At 48.5% G+C, this 20441-nt stretch carries 14 protein-coding genes and 2 pseudogenes; 10 read left to right on the top strand and 6 right to left on the bottom strand.

Going from position 1 to position 20441, the window contains the following annotated elements; translation table 11 throughout:
* Positions 1–4 precede the first annotated feature (4 nt).
* The 10 genes and pseudogenes from K5E19_RS06565 to mzaE all read left to right on the top strand — a co-directional run bounded on the left by K5E19_RS06565 (position 5) and on the right by mzaE (position 16741).
* Positions 5–3286 carry a type I restriction endonuclease subunit R gene (locus tag K5E19_RS06565; RefSeq protein WP_221550452.1) on the top strand — a complete coding sequence of 1094 codons (3282 nt, stop codon included), beginning with the start codon at positions 5–7 and terminating at the stop codon, positions 3284–3286.
* Positions 3283–4038: a M48 family metallopeptidase gene (locus K5E19_RS06560; RefSeq protein WP_221550451.1), complete on the top strand. Its 756-nt coding sequence runs from the start codon at positions 3283–3285 to the stop codon at positions 4036–4038. The genes K5E19_RS06565 and K5E19_RS06560 overlap by 4 nt, the downstream gene beginning before the upstream one ends.
* 173 nt (positions 4039–4211) lie before the next feature.
* Positions 4212–4571 carry a hypothetical protein gene (locus tag K5E19_RS06555; RefSeq protein ID WP_221550450.1) on the top strand — a complete coding sequence of 120 codons (360 nt, stop codon included), beginning with the start codon at positions 4212–4214 and terminating at the stop codon, positions 4569–4571.
* A gap of 105 nt (positions 4572–4676) precedes the next feature.
* Positions 4677–5804 carry a PD-(D/E)XK nuclease family protein gene (locus K5E19_RS06550; RefSeq protein ID WP_221550449.1) on the top strand — a complete coding sequence of 376 codons (1128 nt, stop codon included), beginning with the start codon at positions 4677–4679 and terminating at the stop codon, positions 5802–5804.
* A gap of 103 nt (positions 5805–5907) precedes the next feature.
* Positions 5908–7089: pseudogene (locus K5E19_RS06545) on the top strand (restriction endonuclease).
* Positions 7090–7528: 439 nt separating this feature from the next.
* Complete coding sequence (locus K5E19_RS06540) at positions 7529–9586, top strand: sigma-70 family RNA polymerase sigma factor (protein ID WP_221550448.1); 2058 nt, start codon at positions 7529–7531, stop codon at positions 9584–9586.
* Positions 9583–11085, top strand: a complete 1503-nt coding sequence (mzaB, locus tag K5E19_RS06535) for an MZA anti-phage system associated ATPase MzaB (RefSeq protein ID WP_221550447.1) — start codon at positions 9583–9585, stop codon at positions 11083–11085. Before K5E19_RS06540 ends, mzaB begins: the two co-directional genes overlap by 4 nt.
* Positions 11082–13937: an MZA anti-phage system associated Z1 domain-containing protein MzaC gene (gene mzaC, locus K5E19_RS06530; RefSeq protein ID WP_221550446.1), complete on the top strand. Its 2856-nt coding sequence runs from the start codon at positions 11082–11084 to the stop codon at positions 13935–13937. The genes mzaB and mzaC overlap by 4 nt, the downstream gene beginning before the upstream one ends.
* Positions 13921–14958 carry an MZA anti-phage system associated PD-(D/E)XK motif protein MzaD gene (mzaD, locus tag K5E19_RS06525; RefSeq protein ID WP_221550445.1) on the top strand — a complete coding sequence of 346 codons (1038 nt, stop codon included), beginning with the start codon at positions 13921–13923 and terminating at the stop codon, positions 14956–14958. The genes mzaC and mzaD overlap by 17 nt, the downstream gene beginning before the upstream one ends.
* Positions 14945–16741, top strand: coding sequence for an MZA anti-phage system associated AIPR family protein MzaE (mzaE, locus tag K5E19_RS06520; RefSeq protein WP_221550444.1), 1797 nt, complete (start codon positions 14945–14947; stop codon positions 16739–16741). The genes mzaD and mzaE overlap by 14 nt, the downstream gene beginning before the upstream one ends.
* A gap of 547 nt (positions 16742–17288) precedes the next feature.
* On the opposite strand, the gene K5E19_RS06515 is transcribed toward mzaE, so the two are convergent.
* The 6 genes and pseudogenes from K5E19_RS06515 to K5E19_RS06490 all read right to left on the bottom strand — a co-directional run.
* Positions 17289–17570, bottom strand: coding sequence for a hypothetical protein (locus tag K5E19_RS06515; RefSeq protein WP_221550443.1), 282 nt, complete (start codon positions 17568–17570; stop codon positions 17289–17291).
* Complete coding sequence (locus K5E19_RS06510) at positions 17570–18049, bottom strand: DUF2778 domain-containing protein (protein ID WP_221550442.1); 480 nt, start codon at positions 18047–18049, stop codon at positions 17570–17572. The genes K5E19_RS06515 and K5E19_RS06510 overlap by 1 nt, the downstream gene beginning before the upstream one ends.
* On the bottom strand, positions 18046–18528 hold the full coding sequence (locus K5E19_RS06505; protein WP_221550441.1) for an Hcp family type VI secretion system effector: 483 nt from the start codon (positions 18526–18528) through the stop codon (positions 18046–18048). Before K5E19_RS06505 ends, K5E19_RS06510 begins: the two co-directional genes overlap by 4 nt.
* A 153-nt stretch (positions 18529–18681) precedes the next feature.
* A complete protein-coding gene (locus K5E19_RS06500) occupies positions 18682–19398 on the bottom strand; it encodes an ABC transporter ATP-binding protein (protein WP_221550440.1) in 717 nt (238 codons plus the stop codon).
* On the bottom strand, positions 19395–20270 hold the full coding sequence (locus K5E19_RS06495; protein WP_221550439.1) for an ATP-binding cassette domain-containing protein: 876 nt from the start codon (positions 20268–20270) through the stop codon (positions 19395–19397). The genes K5E19_RS06500 and K5E19_RS06495 overlap by 4 nt, the downstream gene beginning before the upstream one ends.
* Positions 20267–20441, bottom strand: a pseudogene (locus K5E19_RS06490) (branched-chain amino acid ABC transporter permease); the annotation flags it as partial. The gene K5E19_RS06495 and the pseudogene K5E19_RS06490, both read right to left, overlap by 4 nt.

The raw sequence follows: 20441 nt of genomic DNA, 5'->3' as shown, positions 1-20441 counted from the left end.
ACTTATGGCTCACTTCACTCCTAAATTCCAGGAAGAATACAGCGCCAAAATCCCGGCACTGACGTTACTGACCAGCCTCGGCTGGACGTTTTTATCCCCGAAACAGATTATGGATTACCGGGGCTATAAACAGGATGAGGTAGTGCTGCGTCCGGTTCTGCTTGAGGTGTTGTCGACGCGTTCTTTTATAGCGGGTGGCAAAACTTGCCAGTTATCGGAAAAATCGCTGGATAACTTGATATCGCATGTCTGTTCTCCGGCGCTGAACGAAGGGCTTCTGAAAGCCAATGAGCGGATGTATAACCATCTGCTCTACGGAATCGCCGTTACGGAGTTCGTTGATGGTAAGAAGGTCAGCCCCACCATCGCGTTGATTGACTGGGAGCATCCGGAAAATAACCAGTTCCACTTTACTGAAGAATTTACGGTATTACGGTCAGGCGGCGTCGAAACCCGCAGACCGGATATTGTCTGTTTTGTTAATGGTATCCCGCTGGCTGTCATTGAAGCGAAAAGCCCGGCAGGTCACGGTAAGAAAGGGCCAACCATTGACGAGGGAATATCCCAGAGTATCCGTAACCAGTTCAACGATGAAATCCCGCAGCTGTTTGCCTACAGCCAGGTATTACTGTCGATTAACGGGCATGACGGTCGTTACGGTACCTGCCATACGCCAATGAAATTCTGGGCGTCATGGCGTGAAGAAGATATTACTGACGCGCAGATGTATGCTCTGCGCAACCATCAGTTATCGACTGAACAAATTCATGCGTTGTTTGATCATCGTCCTTCAGCCGATCTCGACTGGTACCAGCAGTTAATCGCCGCTGGTGAACTGGCTGTCAGTGGACAGGATAAGCTGCTTATCAGCCTGCTTTCGCCGGAACGTCTGCTGGAGATGACCCGCTTCTTCACCCTGTTTGATAAAAAGACCGGGAAAATTATCGCCCGCTATCAGCAGGTGTTCGGGATTAAAAGACTGTTGGAACGCATCAGCACCCGCAGACCGGACGGGGGCAGGGAAGGTGGTGTGATCTGGCATACCACGGGGTCCGGTAAATCGTACACCATGGTCTTCCTCAGTAAGGCGCTGATTCTTCATGACAGCCTGAAACAGTGTCGCATTGTGGTGGTGACGGACCGTGTCGATCTTGAAGGGCAGCTCAGCGGTACTTTTGCTTCTGGTGGAGAACTGGCCGGGAAGGATGATAAGGCCAAAGCAATGGCAACCTCTGGCCAGAAACTGGCACAGCAGATTGGTTCCGGTAAAGAACGCATTATCTTCACCCTTATTCAGAAATTTAACTCAGCGACAAAATTGCCTGAATGCGTCAATACCAGCCCCGACATCATCGTTTTGATTGATGAAGGTCACCGCAGCCAGGGCGGTGAGAACCATGTGCGAATGAAACTGGCTCTGCCAAATGCCGCCTTTGTGGCATTTACCGGTACGCCGTTGCTGAAAGAAGATAAGACCACCAATAAATTCGGGCCGATTGTCCACGCTTATACCATGCAGAGGGCGGTAGAAGATCAGGCCGTAACGCCTCTGCTTTATGAGGAACGTATTCCAGATCTTGAGGTAAATGATCGGGCAATAGATGCCTGGTTTGACCGTATTACCGATGGATTAAGCGAAGCGCAAAGAGCCGACCTTAAGCGTAAATACGCCCGTAAAGGTGAGGTTTACAGTGCAGATGACCGCATCCGCCTGATCGCACTAGATATTGCTACCCACTTCTCGAAAAATATTGATGAGGGGCTGAAAGGGCAACTTGCCTGCGACAGCAAAATCTCCGCAATTAAGTATAAAAAGTATCTTGATGAAGCCGGGTTGTTTGAATCAGCGGTGGTGATCAGTCCGCCGGATACCCGGGAAGGGAATACCGAGGTGGATGAAAGCAAACTGCCGGATGTGACGAAATGGTGGAAGGATAATGTCGGCACGCAGGATGAGTCTGTGTATACCCGTAATATCATTAGCCGTTTCGATACAGATGATAAGCTCAAATTGCTGATCGTCGTTGATAAACTGCTTACCGGGTTTGATGAGCCGAAGAATACCGTGCTGTATATCGACAAGCCGCTTAAGTCCCACAACCTTATCCAGGCGATTGCGCGGGTGAACCGACTGCATCCACTGAAAAAGTTTGGTCTGCTGATTGATTATCGCGGCATTCTGGCTGAACTGGACACGACGATCGGTGAATATCAGGATCTCGCCTCCCGAACTCAGGGAGGATACGACATCAAGGATATTGACGGGCTGTACAGCGCCATGAGTTCTGAATACAAGCGGCTGCCGCATCTGTATAACCAGTTGTGGGCCATATTTGCCGGTGTTAAAAACAAAAATGATACTGAGCAGTTACGTGCAGTTCTGGTGCCTAAAATGGAAGAACGTGACGGAGAGATGGTCGATATCCATCAGAAAACCCGTGATGATTTCTTCGAGGCGTTAACGGCCTTTGCCGGATGCCTGAAAGTGGCACTGCAGTCCGCTACCTTCTTCACCGACAAGAGCTTTACGGAACAAGACCGAAATCTCTATAAAGAAACCGTAAAACAGATGTCCAGTCTGCGCCAGTGGACAATGCAGGTCAGCGGCGAGCAGGTCAATTATGACGACTACGCGGAGCAGGTGAAAAAATTGCTGGATAAGCATGTCACCGGCGTTGAGGTTCGTGAACCGGATGGCGTGTATGAAGTCGGTAAAATGGGCAAGAGCGAAAAACCCGAAGAGTGGGACAACAATAAAACCCGCAATGAAACCGACATCATTAAAACCCGTGTGACGAAGATGATTGAGCAGGGGCTGCGTGATGACCCGTACGCTCAGGAGGCATTTTCCAAACTCCTGCGCATGGCTATCGAAGAAGCAGAAAAACTATTCGACCATCCACTAAAACAGTATCTCCTATTCCGTGAGTTTGAAGAAAAAGTTGAAGCCCGTAAGCTCAGCGATATCCCGGATGCGCTGGCGGTAAACAAGCATGCTCAGGCGTATTACGGAGTATTTAAAAAAGAGCTACCTGAGGTTTTTGCGGTAAACGATGTTCAGGTGCAGGAGAAGTGGACCAAGCTGGCCTTTGAGGTGGACAGCATTATCGTCAAAGCAGTGGCAGAAAATTCCCTTAACCCTCAGGATATAGAGAAAGCGGTCAAGACAAATATTTTACCGCTGCTGTTTACGTCCTGCCGGGAGATAGGGGCTGGAATGATCCAGGTGAACCGTATTGTGGAAACCATCATCCAGATCCTGCGTGTTGGTTTGATGAAATCATGAGTGAAAAAGAATCGCCATCAATGAAAGCGTTACGCATTGTTTATGGTGATGAGGTCATCACCGTACAGTGTATTCCGCGTCAGGTTGTTAAGGGCAGGGTGCTCATCAAGGTTCATCCTGACTGTCGGGTTGTGGCCTCTGTACCGCCAGAAACACCGGAGCAGGAAGTGCTGTCTGCGCTGAAAAAACGAGGGCGCTGGATATATCAGCAACTGCGTGATTTCAGGGAGCAACAGACACACATTGTCCCGCGTCAGTATGTCAGTGGAGAAAGCCATTACTATCTTGGCAAGCAATATCAGTTGAAAGTGACAGAAGACCCTACTGTGCCGCAACGAGTGAAAATGTTGCGTGGGCGTCTGGAAGTGACGATCAGACACAAATCGGCAGAAAAGGTCAAAGCGTTGCTGGCTGAATGGTATCGGGAACGCGCCAGAGATGTCTTTCAACGCAGGCTTGATTTATTGATACCGCAGACCCTTTGGGTTAGTGAGCGTCCGCCGATACGTTTGCGGGCGATGCAAACGCAATGGGGTAACTGTTCTGCGAAAGGCTGTCTGACCCTGAATCCATGGCTGGTTAAGGCATCCTCAGAATGCATCGATTATGTCTTGCTGCATGAGTTATGCCATGTTGCTGAGCACAACCATAGTGAAGAGTTTTACCGTCTGATGGGGCAAGTTATGCCGGGGTGGGAAAAGGTCAAGAAACGACTGGATGGGATGGCTGGGATGCTGTTGGCTGATATGTGATTTTGGGGCTTATTCTAATTTAGAAACTAATCGGGGAAGTTATGTATTCAGTATCAAAGTATATTTTTTATACCACTCTGATTCTTTATGTCCTGACATTACTAACTGTCAGCTATGTTGGTGTCTATTTAACTTATGTGGCTATTCCGGTGATTGTTGTTTCTGGATTATTAATGAAACTTCTCGGTAAAAGAAAGAGTAAATCAGGAGAAGTATCAAATGTTGTAGCCAGGATGCTCAATGATACAAATGCCGGGCTGGAACGTTTTAATGAAGGCATGCACTGGTTCAATGAGAAAAACAGAATAATAAATGAAAAAACAAAACATCTTAACGAACAAATTCATGCGATAAGAATAAAAATGATTGAGCCGGAGATAAAGTTAAAGTATGAAAGTGACCCTGAGAAAAGAAAGACACTTAATGCTTTAATTGAAAGTATGGAAAAAGATATAAGGATTATAGAATCCCAGAAAGATGAAATTAAAATGGCGATAGAGATAGATATTACCCGAAAGAGGATTAATGAATAATGTTTGATTTTTTTGTGTATAGATATTGATTAACAGTGACAGTTCTCAATAACTAAAATATCAAACAAATGGCATAGTAAACATGATTGTTAAAGGGAGGTTGAATTGCATTCTGAAGCGTTGGCTATCGAATTTATTGAACAACTGAAAGGCATCTCGGTTGAGGATGATGTTGAATTCAATTTTTTTGAATTGGGAGGTTCCGGATATCTCGAAAACCCAACAACGGATTTGATGGCTTTGTTTATGGGAGCCCAGAAAATGGTGCCGCCATGGTTGCTAAAAGCATTGTTATGTTGCCTGGATGATTCCCTCGATGTTGATGAAATTGATTTCACCTCTCTGGAATTAATGAGAGAGGCCAGAACAGAGGATGGGAAATATCTTGATATTCTTATCAGACATGATGAATTCATCATAGGTATTGAGCATAAAGTTTTGGCTGATACATATAATCCTTTTCCCAGCTATGTAAGTCTCATTGATAGTTACGGCGGCAACAATCAAAATCTATTTCGTTGTATATTAAAGCCTGATGGTAACTGCGCTAAAGGCGTAGCCGGTTGGCAACTTATCAATTATTCACTGCTGCTGGAAACCGCCATCCGACGTCTGGGGTTGGAGATGATGAATCAAGAGTTCTGCAAGTGGACTGTTTTTTATCAGGAGTTTTTAAGTCATCTTAAAAAATTGAGTGAGGTTAGTATGGATAAGGTATCTGATAAAAATGTGGAGTTTGTCACTGAAAATTTCACGGCTTTGATAAAATCGGTACAATTGCTGGAAATGTACCAAAATGCTATCACCGAGGAAGCTAAATCGGTTATCTCAGAGGTATTGCCTGATATTCATATTGCAACAGGTATTAATAACTGGAAGGGTTACTATAAAGCAATTCATCTGATGCCGGGATGCTGGGGGCAAGGTAAAACAGGAATTACGTTAGTTTATCGCCCTTCAGAGGATGGACGAGACGAAGCTGAGTTCTACGTATATGGCTGGATACATTCAGATGATTACCCTGAAGTTAATGCACTAAAAGAAGAAATAAGAGTTGCTTTAAGTACTGGAGATTTCATTCCAACAGCTAGCCCTGAGGACTACGAAGTATCAATTACTGGGAAGGGGAAAGTGCTTGAACTGAGTTTTTGGGGGAATACGAGAAGCAAAAAAGATGCACTGGTTCTTCTTAAGGATATGACTAAGTGGATGGACTCAAAAATAAGAACATAAAGTAATATGACTGAGTGATGACGATCTTTTTTAAATTGTGGATTATTAGGCTGGTAATTGAAGCGCCGAATAGACAGATATGGAATAAAAGGAGAATATTCAAATGATTTATCAGTGTGATACTTGCAGTAGAACGACTTTTGAGATTAATTGTCCATGGTGTAGTGGAGTTTCGCCTGTAAAAACGTCTGCATGGGGTTCAGCATCATCGACCTCACAAGCAATAGATATACAACGTATGACACCATTGAATCCATCGTTTTATCCCGAATTTCAGTATCGTTCAAAGGGTGTTCTTAAAGATCTATTTGGGAAAAAGAAAGAACAAACTCAGCTTAATCAATTGCTTGAAAATGTTCTCGAAAAATATTCCAATTTAAAAGATCCATATTTTACTAACTTCATTTACACTTCCAGATTCTCACATAATAATAAATCTGAAGCAGATTTCACAACAGATAATGGCACATACTCCGAATTACAACTTTTCCGTGAGGTGTTGGTCAGAAAAGGGTTCAATGAGCTTGAGGAGTTACCTGAGCTATTAGATAAATTACTCCTTACCACGTCATTTAACGCTCTTTATTATGGTTTCGCTAAGGAAGTTAAACGGCATATTAAATCTACACTTACTGAATCCTTGAAGTAATGGATTGAGGAAGCGGGCACTACTTTTCGGGCAGATCTTTCATTATTTCTATTCTATATATGGAGTAATAAGATAGAGTTCTCATCAGTAGAATTCAATGAAAAAGCGGAGGCCACACCTGGTGTCCCTTTGGTTTTATTTGATGAAGTTAAAAAATACTTGGCTGTGTGTGAACGTATTTATTTTGATATTCTGGTTGATAGATTAGCTACACGCCTTGAGCATTTTAACCCTAATAAATTCGTCACCATGTATTTAGTTGATGCAATGGACGGTTTCCAGTTCGAAGATTTCCTTGTGGAAATATTCCAGACTATGGGTTATGACGTCAAAGAAACCAAGAGAACGCAAGATCAGGGGGCAGATCTTTTCGTCACTCGATTTGGTAAGAATATTGTTATTCAGGCGAAAAATTATTCTGGTTCTGTAGGTAACTCTGCGGTGCAGCAGGTGATCTCTGCTAAAACGTTCTATGGTTGTGATGAGGCGATGGTTGTGACTAATTCCTACTTCACACGCTCAGCTAAAGAGTTAGCTGAGTCAGCCTTGGTACGACTGATCGACAGGGATGAACTGCAAAAGTATCTGGATGATTACAATCAGAAGATAATCGAAGATTTCCAGTCAAACTCGTAACTATGCAGTCATATAGATATAGCAAAGGACAGGTAGGCCTCCGTGCCGTGAGAGGGGGACTTACCTGTGTTGTTCTGTGGTGAGTAAAGCACTTCTGCTCAGTTGGCCAAATTCAGTAAACCACTTCATTCATATGAGACCTAATGGCCTCGTCATCCAGCCAGAAATCCATTGAGCCAAAGTTGAGAAGGGCTTTTGTAGGTGTGCCAATTGGTGGCTCTGAACTTCTGGTTTCCTACATGACTAAATGTGTTGTCAGCAAACGCTTTAACAGGTCCTTCAGCTCAGCAAAAAGCTCGATTTTTTCATCAAAGCCCAATTGGCGATGAAGATCACCAAAAATGATATGTTGATTATATATACAGTACCAAATTCGATTTTCTCCCTATAAGATAGATTGCACTTCCGCGGGTGTGGTTTACATGGAAAGGCTGTCAACATGCATCGCTCTGTTTCTGAGTTTTATCGCATCCCCCCTTTACTTATTCGGGCGCTAAAAAGCGGAGTCGCCTCCGTGGTGGAGTTTCATCTCAGTAAGGGATTGCCGAAAGATTCACGAGATTCTCTTGGAAATAGCCCATTGATGATTGCGGCCCAGAATGGGCATTTCGCTATTTGCGAAATGTTGTTGTGTTCGGGTGTCGATGTTGAGCATCAAAACAACCTCGGGTTTCGCGCCAGTGATCTCGCGCAGGAGCAAACGCTACGTGATCTGTTAGCTCGTTATCGGCAATCTCCTCCGCCTGCCGGGCAGCTACTAGCTGGGGGGCTAGATGATGAGGCAAACGTTGAGGTTGTAATTGAAGCCGCTGTTGAAACAGAACCTCCCGAAACCGAAGACGCAATGGATTTTATGCACTGGGATGCCGAAATCGAATCGGAACCCGCCGAAGATAATCTGGCATTACGACACGCTTCCGCTGAGGCTCAGCAATTATTATCCCGCTATCGCCCGATTGATAACTCCGCTGAATGGATAGATATCGAACTCTCGCTTCCTGGCCCGCCGACGCCAGTTTCTCACTCTCCGCAAAATTATCCCCATTTCTCAACGTTGCTCACTAGCGCACTGGACGCCGGTCGTGTCTCTGTTCATGACATCCGGTCTGCCGGGGAAGATGATTTCGGAATGCCGTGGCTTGAATTCCGGGTCAGCGTAGAGGCATTGATCAAGGACTTACCTTTGATTGTGGATGTCGATGATGTTTTCCCGAAAAGTGATGCCTGTGGGGAATTAGCGGCGAGTGATGACCTTGAGCCCTGGTTTGACGCTTTCGGTGCATTGCGGCAGTCCAGCATCTTTGAACGTTATCTTGTGGACATTCGCCAATGGGATGTCGTCGATAAAACAAAGGAGGAGCGACTCGGGCAGCGCATGGATACGGCGCTTATCAACTTGATGACGATCCTGGCGAGATTACCCGAAGCAGAATATCTTCAGTTACTGCATCCGAATTGCCTCCCCGCGACATCGCCTGAGATTACTGAAGAGGAAGACGACGCGGAAGAAGCGGATGAGGAAATCTCTTCCGCAGCCGATGACGATGACGATGATGCCATCACCTTTAACGATCTGCTCATTCTGCTGAGAAGTGGGAAGGCTGAAGAGTACCAGGATAATCATATCCCTCGCCCGGAGTACCGTGACCTGCAACAGATAGTCGAGCGCGCCCAAACGCTCATCCCTGATGAATGCCATAATGTGAGTCTGTATGTCAGTAGTTACAGAGACGCTTGGGAGGGATTAATCCACGCCAATTTACGTCTTGTGGTAGCGATTGCGAAAAAATACTGCGGGCGTGGATTAGATATCGAGGACTTAATCCAGGAAGGTAATCTGGGCTTGATCAAGGCCGTTGAAAAATTCGACTATCGGCGTGGATTCAAATTCTCCACTTATGCCTCCTGGTGGATCCGCCAGAAGATCACCCGTGCGATTGCCGATCAGGCGCAGCTTATTCGTTTACCCGTTCACTTCTATGAGCAATTCAGGCGCTGGCGGAGCAGTCGGGATCAGTTGCTGCATCGCCAGGGAATGACGCCCACCCTCAGACTGTTGCAGGAAATGACCGACCTGTCAGAGCGTCAACTTCTTCGTATGGCTAAATATGAAGAACAGACGGCGTTGATTGGTGATTTTCATGACGATGCTCAGGACCGCGAAGCAGCGTTGTCGGGAGACGCGCTGCTGACCCGAAGGGATTTCACCAGTACTCCCGTTCAGTCTCTGGAGTTAAGAGAACATATTTCATCGGTTCTGGATACGCTGTTGCCACGCGAAGCACAGATCATAAAAATGCGTTTTGGCATCGGTATGACGCAAGATTTCACGCTGGAAGAGGTGGGTAAACAGTTTGATGTCACGCGAGAAAGGATACGTCAGATAGAAGCCAAAGCGCTCCGTAAGCTCCGTCATCGCAGCCGGGCATCGAAATTAGGCGGCTTCGTCGAACAGTGGGAAACCGCGTTGAGCGAGATGAAGGAAGAAGAAGAATGACGACCATGCGCCATGCACCACCGAATGCAGCCATTATGATCGAAGCTCTGCGAGGGCTCGGCTACAACACCGCCACCGCACTGGCTGATATCATCGACAACAGCATCAGTGCTGGTGCCCGTAAGGTCGATCTGACTTTTCACTGGCGTGAGTCGGATAGCTATATTGTGGTTCGGGATAATGGTTGCGGTATGTCCGCCGCTGAACTGGATGTTGCGATGCGGCTGGGGGTCAAAAACCCGCTGACAAAGCGTCCAGGACACGATCTGGGCCGCTTCGGTCTTGGACTCAAAACCGCCTCCTTTTCGCAATGTCGTCGCCTGACGGTCTCCTCTAAAAAAGAGGGGATAACGACCATCCTGCGGTGGGATCTGGACATTCTCGCCGCTAGTACGGACGACGGTTGGTATTTGCTTGAAGGTGCTGACCCAGGGAGTCAGGAGGCGTTAGCAAATGCGGAACCTGACTCCCATGGTACGGTGGTGCTGTGGGACGTTTTAGACCGAATTGTCCCCCCCGGCTACGGTGAGAAAGATTTCCTCAATCTGATGGATGGCGTTGAACAACATCTGGCGATGGTATTTCACCGATTCCTTGAGGGGAACTCCCCCCGACTCACTCTCACCTTCAATGGTCGCAAAATTAAAGCCTGGGATCCCTTTCTCAGCGGGCATCCTTCCAAGCCCTGGCATTCGCCTTCGGCAATGGCGCCAGGCGCTCCCGCCGTGAAGGTGGAGTGTCATGTTCTGCCGCATCAGGATCACCTGACGACGCAGGAGTATCAACAGGCTCAAGGACCGGCAGGCTGGACGGCTCAGCAAGGATTTTATGTATACCGGAATGAGCGATTGCTGGTGGCGGGCAACTGGCTTGGACTTGGAAATCCCCGGACCTGGACGAAAGATGAAACCCACCGTCTTGCGCGGATCCGTCTGGATATCCCTAATGATGCCGACATAGACTGGAAGATTGATATTCGTAAATCGATGGCGCGCCCGCCGGTTTCGCTGCGTCCCTGGTTAACTCAGCTGGCGCAATCAACACGCGATCGTGCGGTAAGGACATTTGCCAAACGCGGGAAAATGAATAAGCGCAAGCCCGGCAAGGAACTCGTTTATCTCTGGCAGGCGCAGAAGACGTCATCAGGTGTTCGTTACCAGATTTCGTTACAACATCCTGTCATCAGCAATGTCCTTTCGCAGGCTGGTGAGTTATCCCTACAAATTCAGGCCATGCTAAGACTGATTGAGGAAACCGTTCCAGTTCAGCAAATCTGGCTTGATACGGCTGAGACAAAAGAGACGCCGCGGACAGGCTTCGAAACCGTGCCACCCGCAGAGGTGTTATCTGTATTGCAGGTCATGTACCAGACCCTGGTTGGTCAGCAGGCTATGTCACCGGCGCTGGCGAAACAGCATCTGCAAAATATGGAACCTTTCGATAATTATCCCGAATTAATTGCACAACTCCCCGACGATCAACAAGAGAAATCGCTATGAGTCTGAATCCCCTGGATGACACGCAACTGAGTGTATTGCAGATTGTGCAAACGCTCCTGCAAGGCCAGGATAAAAGCACGATCACCCCTGGCATTCTGCGCCAACATATTGACATGGTTTGTCAGATGAAACCGGAGTGGAGCCGTCTTGAAAACCGGGAGACTCTGGTCGAAGAGTTGATCCGCCGTTATAGCATCTGGATGGGCGAAGATACTTCTCTGAGTAATGATGAAGGACATCAACCCTGGCTGACAGCAGATGCGAAACGCGAGTGGCGCTACTGGCATCGATATCGCCAATGGCTTGGTCAAACGATGCCCTGGGGAGTCCTGGATACCCTTGACCGTTCAACGGATCGTGTTCTGGGATTACTTGAGCAGCCAGGGCGGGAAGGGCGCTGGGACCGGCGTGGTCTGGTGGTCGGCCATGTTCAGTCGGGGAAAACCAGCCACTATACCGGTCTAATCTGTAAAGCCGCGGATGCGGGATATAAGATAATCATTGTGCTTGCTGGCTTGCATAATAACCTTCGCTCTCAGACCCAAATGCGTCTTGATGAAGGATTTCTTGGCTACGAAACGAGTCCACTCAGAGAAAAAGTGACCATCATTGGGGTAGGCGATATTGATAGCGATCCCGTCATTCGTCCGAATTACGTCACCAACCGATCTGAAAAGGGCGACTTCAGTGCCGGAGTGGCTAAGAATCTGGGAATCAGCCCCGAGCAACGGCCCTGGCTGTTCGTGGTAAAGAAAAATAAATCTATTCTGAAACGCCTGCATACCTGGATTGAGAACCATGTTGCCACCAGCGTTGACCCAGTCACCGGAAAGCGTTTTGTTTCGGAATTACCGCTGCTGATGATTGATGATGAAGCGGATAATGCCTCAGTTGATACGGGGGAAATCGTCTACGATGACGATGGAAAACCGGATGCTGAACATCAGCCAACGGCAATCAATAGCCTGATTCGTAAGCTTTTGATGCAGTTCAGCCGTAAGGCGTATGTCGGCTATACTGCCACGCCCTTTGCCAATATTTTTATTCACGAGAGCAATGAAACGCGTGATGAAGGCCCGGATTTGTTCCCTTCCGCCTTTATCATTAACCTCGGCGCACCTTCTAATTACATCGGCCCGGCGAGGGTATTTGGTCGGGCCGCCGCGGAAGGGCGGACCGGTGAACTGCCTCTGATCAGGCGGGTGAGCGATCATTGCAGCGATGACGGAAAAAGAGGGTGGATGCCGGTTTCTCATAAGAGCTCGCACTATCCCACGCTCGATACGCTAACCCATTTCCCGGACTCGTTAAAACACGCCATCGATAGCTTTTTGCTGGCTTGCTGTGTCAGAGAATTACGCGGTCAGGGAGATAAACACAGTTCGATGCTGGTCCATGTGACCCGCTTCAATAAAGTGCAATCGGTCGTTTATGAGCATATTGACGCCTACATTCAGGACGTGAGACAGCGACTGACGCGAAGGATTGGACACGAGCCTTTTTTACATCAGCTTGAATCACTCTGGCAGGCCGACTTTTTGCCGACTGGTCAGACGATTCGCGACGTCATGCCGCAGCAGATTCCGGACGACGCCTTTGCGTGGCGGGAGATCGTCGACAAGCTGTATACCGTGATCGAAAACGTGTCAGTACGAATGATAAACGGAACGGCGAAGGATGCGCTTGATTATTCGGACAGTGCGACAGGCTTAAAAGTCATTGCGATTGGCGGAGACAAACTGGCTCGAGGGCTAACGCTTGAGGGGTTATGCACCAGTTATTTCTTACGCGCCTCCCGCATGTATGACACGTTAATGCAGATGGGGCGCTGGTTTGGATATCGACAGGGATATCTGGATGTGTGTCGGCTGTATACCACCGATGAGCTGATTGAATGGTTTGAGCATATTGCGGATGCCTCAGAAGAGCTGCGGGAAGAGTTTGACAATATGGTCGCCAGCGGCGGAACCCCGCGTGATTTCGGGCTAAAAGTGAAATCACACCCCGTGTTAATGGTGACATCCCCCTTAAAAATGCGTAGCGCGCGCTCACTATGGCTCTCTTTCAGTGGCACGGTGGTCGAAACGATTTCGTTGTTTAAAGAACCGGAGTACCACAAGCGTAACTACGAGGCCTTCCAGCATCTGACCGGGCGTGTCGGCTCTGGCGCGCCGATCCCTGAGAGACGGCGCGCTGAGAAGATTGAAAAATGGAAAGGGGTCATTTGGCAAAACGTCTCCCCCGAGCCGATCATTGATTTCTTAACGGAATATGAAACCCACTCTCAGGCCAGGAAAGCCAACAGCAAACTGCTGGCGGATTTCATTACGCGGATGAATCGTGTTGATGAACTCACACAATGGACGGTGGCGGTGATAGGGGGGGGCGTCGATCGTCATCATGCTGTCTGTGGCTTCCCCGTCCCGCTTATGATGCGTAAAGCGTCTGAGGGGGTCACTGACCGCTATTCTATTGGCCGTTTACTTTCCCCACGCGATGAAGGTATTGACTGCGATGAATCGACCTGGCTTGCCGCGTTGGCTGAAACGCAGCGTATTTTTCATGCCGATCCCGGACGCAATGAAGGGCGAGAGGAGCCCGTCATTCCTGGTGGCGTAGTACTGCGTCGGATCAAAGGATTTGGCATAAACGACATCCCGGCACAGCGTCAAAAAGGGCTACTGCTCATTTACTTACTGGACCCGCAACAGGCGTTGTCGGTAGCGGATCAGGACGATGCCTTGCCGGTGGTGGCTTTTGGCATCAGTTTTCCGGGAAGCCGCAGTGGGGTAACGGTGGAGTACAAAGTGAACAACGTACTGTGGGAGCAAGAGTATGGTGCGGCTGAGTAAAGAGGATCTGCTGGCGGCCTGGAAAGCCTTAGATCGATCTCAGATAGACGAACAGCCCGGCGCTCAGGGCTGGCGCGGGATTCGGCTTTTTACGCACCGGGGCTGTAGCTTTCATGCCGGGCGTCGTCAGCCTGATAACGAAGAAATGCTGATTGCCGTGTTTCCTCATCCTCTTTCGCCGGGGTCGACGGCGCTGCCGTCCTGTAAAGGATTTCGCGTTGAGATGACCGCAACAACCGGAACAGAGGAGGGGCGGCAGAACGGTTTGATGATCCGTCGTCAGCAAACGGGGAGTGCGGATGTCTTTACAACGATGATTCTGGATATTCTCCATTCGCTCCTGAACGTTTCTGAACCGCGTCTGTTTGAAACCCTGCTCCGTCGGATTCGTTTATGGCAGGCGTTTATGGAGCGTGATACCCGTCCACTCAGTCATGAAGAAGAAGTGGGGTTAATCGGGGAATTGACGTGTCTGGAGCGGTTAATCGAGAGCGGTCTTGCGCCGTCAACGGCAGTCGAAGCATGGGTAGGACCGCAGCATGGCCTACAGGATTTTGAACTTGATGAACGCGCCATTGAGGTAAAAAGCACCACCGCAGAGCAGGGCTTTTGCGTAACCATCCACGCGCTTGAACAACTGGACTGGCAGCGGCCTGGCTCGCTCATGTTGTGCGGTTTGCGCTTCAGCGAGCATCCCACCGGCGCGACCCTGAATGACCTCATTTACCGTCTTCGTCAGCGGTTTGAGGGAAACGCTCCGGCGGCCTGTCTTTTTGAGGGATCGCTTTGTCACGTCGGATATTTCACTGAACATGCTGAATTCTATACACGTCATCTCTTGCTGACAGAGGCGTTTGCACTTCCGATTGAAGCGGATTTTCCCTCTTTGACGCATGCCAATGTCCCGTTGCCGGTGGTGAGTGCGTGCTATCAACTCGAACTCCAAACACTTATTCCTCAGGCTCAAAATTTTAACCATTGCTTGTCAGACTTTGCAGGATTACCGCATGGAACTTATTGATTTTTTACGTCAAACGCAGAATGAGATTCGCAAGGAATATCAGGATCAAATGGCTCAGCCTGGGGTTGAGTCGCCTTTTCCGGAACTGATTTTTACCGATATTGTTATGCGTCATATGGCCGAAATCGGCATGACATTCGATGATGCCGAGACGTGTCACTTTATGGCGAAAGTCAGTGGACACAATGTGCGTCTCAGCGGTTATGCTTTCTCAGAAGATGGCGAGCAACTCGACCTTTTTGTCAGCATTTATCACGGTAGCGACGAGCTTTGTCACGTTCCGGATGCTGAGACAAAAGCGATTGCCGGTCACTGCATTCAATTTTTGCAGAAGTGCGTTGACGGTAAATTATCAACCACGCTCGATCAGTCCAATGATGCCTGGCAACTGGTGACGACCATCGAACAGTCCTACGCGGAACTGGAGCAAATCAGAATTTATGTTCTGACCGATGGTCAGGTGAAAACCCGCTGGTATCAGTCCCGCGATGTGGCCGGTAAAACCATTAAATTAGAGGTTATGGACATTGTCCGCCTGTTTAACCACTGGCAGGAAGGTAAGCCACGCGACGAACTGCAGGTTAATTTTGATGAGGTGGCGGGGGGGGCACTCCCCTGTGTCTGGATCCCGGATGAAATGGGTGAATATGATTATGCGCTGACGGTGGTTCCGGGCGAGACGCTGCGATTTATCTATGAAAAATATGGCAACCGGATTCTGGAAGCGAACGTTCGCTCATTTCTAAGCCAGACGGGGAAAGTCAACAAAGGGATTCGTGACACTTTACGCGAGCAGCCTGAGCGTTTTATGGCTTATAACAACGGCATTGTGATTGTTGCCGATCAGGTCAGGCTTGGCGAAGCGCCGGGAGGTGGTCCTGGTATTGCGTGGATGCAGGGGATGCAGATTGTAAACGGTGGGCAGACGACGGCTTCTATGTTTTTCACCAAAAAGAAATTCCCGGCAACCAATTTGCGTAACGTGCGTGTACCCGCAAAAGTCATTGTGCTGAAACAGACCAATAATGCACAAGAAGAGATGCTAATTGCGGATATTTCGCGCTTCTCGAATAGCCAGAATAAAGTCAATATTTCCGATCTATCAGCCAATCGACCGGTACATGTACAGCTGGAAAAAATGGCAAACACGGTGTATTGCCCGGACGGATACAGCCGTTGGTTTTACGAGCGAGCGAACGGCAGTTATAAGGTTATGCTGGAACGGGAAGGTAAAACACCCTCTGGAATCAAACGGTTAAAAGACGCGATTCCTGCCTCTCGCCGGATAACGAAAACAGATTTCGCAAAATATCATTGTGCCTGGCTCCAGCGTCCGGATTTAGTCAGCCTCGGCGGACAGAAGAATTTTGCCGCATTAATGACGATGATCGACAAGGATACTGAGCGTTATGGGGATGAACTGAATATTGAGAGTTTTAAAAGTTACATCGCGCAGGCCATTATTTATAAGAAAGCCTATAAGTTGATTAATTCACTTTTCCCCGCATTTAAGGCGAATATTGCCGCCTATACCGTGGCCGCCTATTCACATCTTTATGGCAACCAAACAGATCTGGCAGAGATCTGGAATCAACAGGGCATTGAGGAAACGATGGGCAACCGCCTTGTCAGCTTAGCCCATCGGGTGAATAGTCTTCTGAACGAATCCGCGAATGGCAGGATGATTTCAGAGTGGGCGAAGAAGCCTGAATGCTGGGAGTATGTGCGCAGCAAAATCTATTTCTCCGCACATGGAGAAATGGAAGGCCACATGAGTAGTTAAATTGTCCACTGAGTTCATGATCGAAGCCCCGCGAGTGTGTTATGGGTTGCTCATAGCGGGGCTTTGTTGAATAAACCGAACTTTTTCTTAGTTGAAGACTTAGATTACACATCATCATACAACGCCAGTAGCCCCATGGCGCTTCACATCATCATTCTTTAAAATATTCTCAGGCACAAAACTGTTCTCCTGTGCTTTGTCTGTGCTCAACGTTATCCAAGTCTATCTATTTACTGACAATCACAGTAAAATGAGTAAACAATTATAGCAAAGTTTCGCAATGCTCTGCTATGTAACCCATTGATCCTGCTACAATTTAAAATCCCTCGGCGTTCGCGCTGTGTGGGTTCAAGTCCCACTCCGGCTACCATGGGAAAGCAAAGAATAATCAAAGCAATAAGCAGTGTCGTGAAACCGCCCATTAAGGCGGTTTTTTTATTGCATCTGCATGCCTTCAGAATATCAATTGTTTGATTTCTTTCAGTTAAAAAAGAAAAGCCTCCAGGTTTTTGATCTGAAGGCTTCTCACATTTCGATCTTACAATCGTTATCGAGTAGAGTCTGGAACCGCGTTTTTACCCATTCGTTTCGACCGTTTTTGACGCAGTAGCGCAACTATCCAGATGATTAAAGTAGTGGTTAAAATCGCAACTGTGAATAAAACCAACGTGTAGTAATCAAGAAAGTCTTCCTCCATGACATAGCCATATTTTTCTACATACCATCCATAAATCTCCAAATCGGGCATAAAATAGCAAAACACAGAATAAAAAATGAAGAGGGTTGTAAGTTCTGCATACCAGATAAGTACCTGAGACAAAGGTTTCATCAATATACCTGTATTGTGCCAAACGCCCTCAACTGGGCTGTAACCATGACTGGTGGCGATTTAATGAGCGCCCTCCAGAGAATCATGTAGTCGGATAACGAAACTATAGAAATACATCCATCGCTGTTTCCGTTATGGCCTGCAGGGTGCAGACGAAATGCTCCTCGCTCGACCGTGCCAATAAACGAACTATCATCAATTCGTTCATCTTCGCGAAAAAGGGCAAACCACAGATTGCGATCTGAACCGCTTTCTACCGTTTTATACAAATCGTTAAGTCTTGTATTCCATCCTCCCCGCGAGCGCGTGACGATATAGTACTTCCCCGGCGGAAGAGGTCCCCTTTTTGGGATTGCTATTGAGTCTGGATTGTTCCTGTGCTTCCCTTTATTGCCTGAGTAGGCAGCAAAGAAACCAACCCCAGGACAACTTAACGAAGAGAGTTGTCCGTTATTGATATGAAAATAGCAACGAATCATCTTTCTGCCCAGGAATCAGAAAATAGTATGTTACCGTCGCAGTGTTTCCAGGTGATGCGTTCATAACGCAAAGATATGCTTTCAAGATGGTTGTGCTTTTCAGTCGCAGGATCTTTCACATCGTGCATAACGGGGCACACAGAAACCACTTTTACCCCTTCAAGATACATATTGAAGTACTCAACTTCCTGCCCAGCGTCGTTAATCCTGTACCACTTAAATTCCGCTGATTGTAACGTTTGCCCTTGCGCCACCGCTTTATAAAGATAAGGGCTTGATGAATCGAATTCTTTTTCAAAGTTTAATGCGGAGTGAACTCGCGTACCTGTAATTTTTCCGGTTGCGCTATCAGTAGGAAGGTGTAAGCCATGTCCAAATCCAAGAACCTCAATACTACCTTCGCGGTACTGAACATCAACAGACCCTTTGATGTCTGTACCTCCGTCATCTTTAAGCCAAAGATATGCGGGTATAGCCATTCTGAAAGCTCCTTTTCAGTGAGTTTGACGCGATCGTCAGAGACTAATAAATCAACAAACTCAGGCCATCTCAAGGCATTGCGTGCTATATCTTACGTGAATAAGTCATTGTTATATATATGAAAATATTTTTAACGGTATTCTTGTATCAAATCAAACCCCGCCCAGATACGCCTTCCTGACCTCCTGGTTCCCCAGCAGCTCCTCGCCGCTGCCGCTCAAGCGGATCTGTCCGTTGACCATCACGTACCCACGGTCGGAAAGCTTCAGCGCATGGTGCGCATTCTGCTCAACCAGAAAAATGGTCATCCCGTTGCGTGCCAGCTCGCGCAGCGTCTGGAAAATCTGTTTCACCACGATAGGGGCCAACCCCAGGCTGGGTTCATCCAGCAGCAGCAGCTTAGGGCGGCTCATTAAGGCTCGCGCAATCGCCAGCATCTGCTGTTCTCCGCCGGACATGGTCATCGCACGCTGTTTACGCCGCTCCTTGAGGCGGGGGAAAAGGTCGAACATGCTTTGCATATCTTCAGATGCAAACTGGTTTCCTATCGGGATGGTCCCCATCAGCAGGTTCTCTTCCACCGTCATATCCGGAAAGATACGCCGTCCTTCGGGCGCCTGGGCGATACCGCCGGACGCGACGTAGTGGGTGGATTTATGGCTGATATCCTCTCCGCAAAACAGGATCTGCCCATTGCGGACCCGGGGTTGACCAAAGATAGACATCAATAGCGTCGATTTTCCTGCACCGTTTGCGCCAATCAGCGCCACGGTTTCGCCTTTGTTGACCTCAAGGGAAACCTGTTTCAAGGCCTGGATCACGCCGTAGAAAACGTCCACCTCCCGGAATTCCAGCATCGTTTCGCTCACAGGTTAACCTCGCTCTCGTCGGTGCCCAGGTAGGCGGCAATCACTTTTTCATCGTGCTGTATCTGCTCTGGTTTCCCCCGCGCAATGACGTCTCCGTGGTCGAGTACAATAATGTCGTCCGAAATCTCCATGACCATCCCCATATCATGCTCAATCAGCAATACCGTGATGTCGTGGTGATCGCGCAGAAAACGGATAATGCTACTTAACTTGTGCGTTTCCACCGGGTTCAGGCCAGCGGCAGGTTCATCAAGGCAGATCATCTCCGGGCCGGTACACATTGCCCGGGCAATTTCGAGGCGTCGCTGTTGACCGTAAGACATTTCGCCCGCGAGGCGGTTGGCGCAATCCACCAGATCCACCACTTCCAGCCAGTAAAATGCGCGATCGAGGGCATCACTTTCCGCCCGACGATAGGCGGGGGTGTTGAGCACACCGGCGAGGAGATTACGGTTTACACGCATGTGCTGTGCAACCAGCAGGTTTTCGACGACCGACATCTCGCGAAACAGGCGGATATTCTGGAACGTGCGCGCAAGGCCCGCGCGGTTAACCAGGTGTGTTCCGCCGAACATTTTGTAAAAAAGACGCGACCCTAGCCGGGCCGGGTTTATCCAGTCGCCGGGCTGGAATTTTTGACCAAGTACCTGAATCACGTTGGTGGTTCTGCTGCGGGTGTTGAATAAGATGGTGCCGCCGGATGCCCTGTAGAAGCCCGTCAGGCAATTAAACACGGTTGTTTTCCCCGCGCCGTTAGGCCCGATGAGGGCGGTAATCGACCCGCGTTGAACATCAAGGTTGACGTCATTTAACGCTTTAATCCCACCAAAGTGCATCATCAGGTGCTCAACGCGTAATATGGTTCCGTTCATGGCGCGACACCCTTACGCACGGCATAGCCGCTGCGGTTAATGCGGATCAAACCGCGCGGACGCCAGATCATCATGACCACCATCAACACGCCAAACAGCAGCACGCGATACTCGGCAAAGCTGCGCAGCAGTTCCGGCGTGACGGTCAGGACAAAGGCGGCCAGCACCACG

This window comes from Enterobacter sp. RIT637 (assembly GCF_019718755.1).
Classification (GTDB): domain Bacteria; phylum Pseudomonadota; class Gammaproteobacteria; order Enterobacterales; family Enterobacteriaceae; genus Enterobacter.
This window is presented reverse-complemented; position numbering and strand designations above follow the sequence as displayed.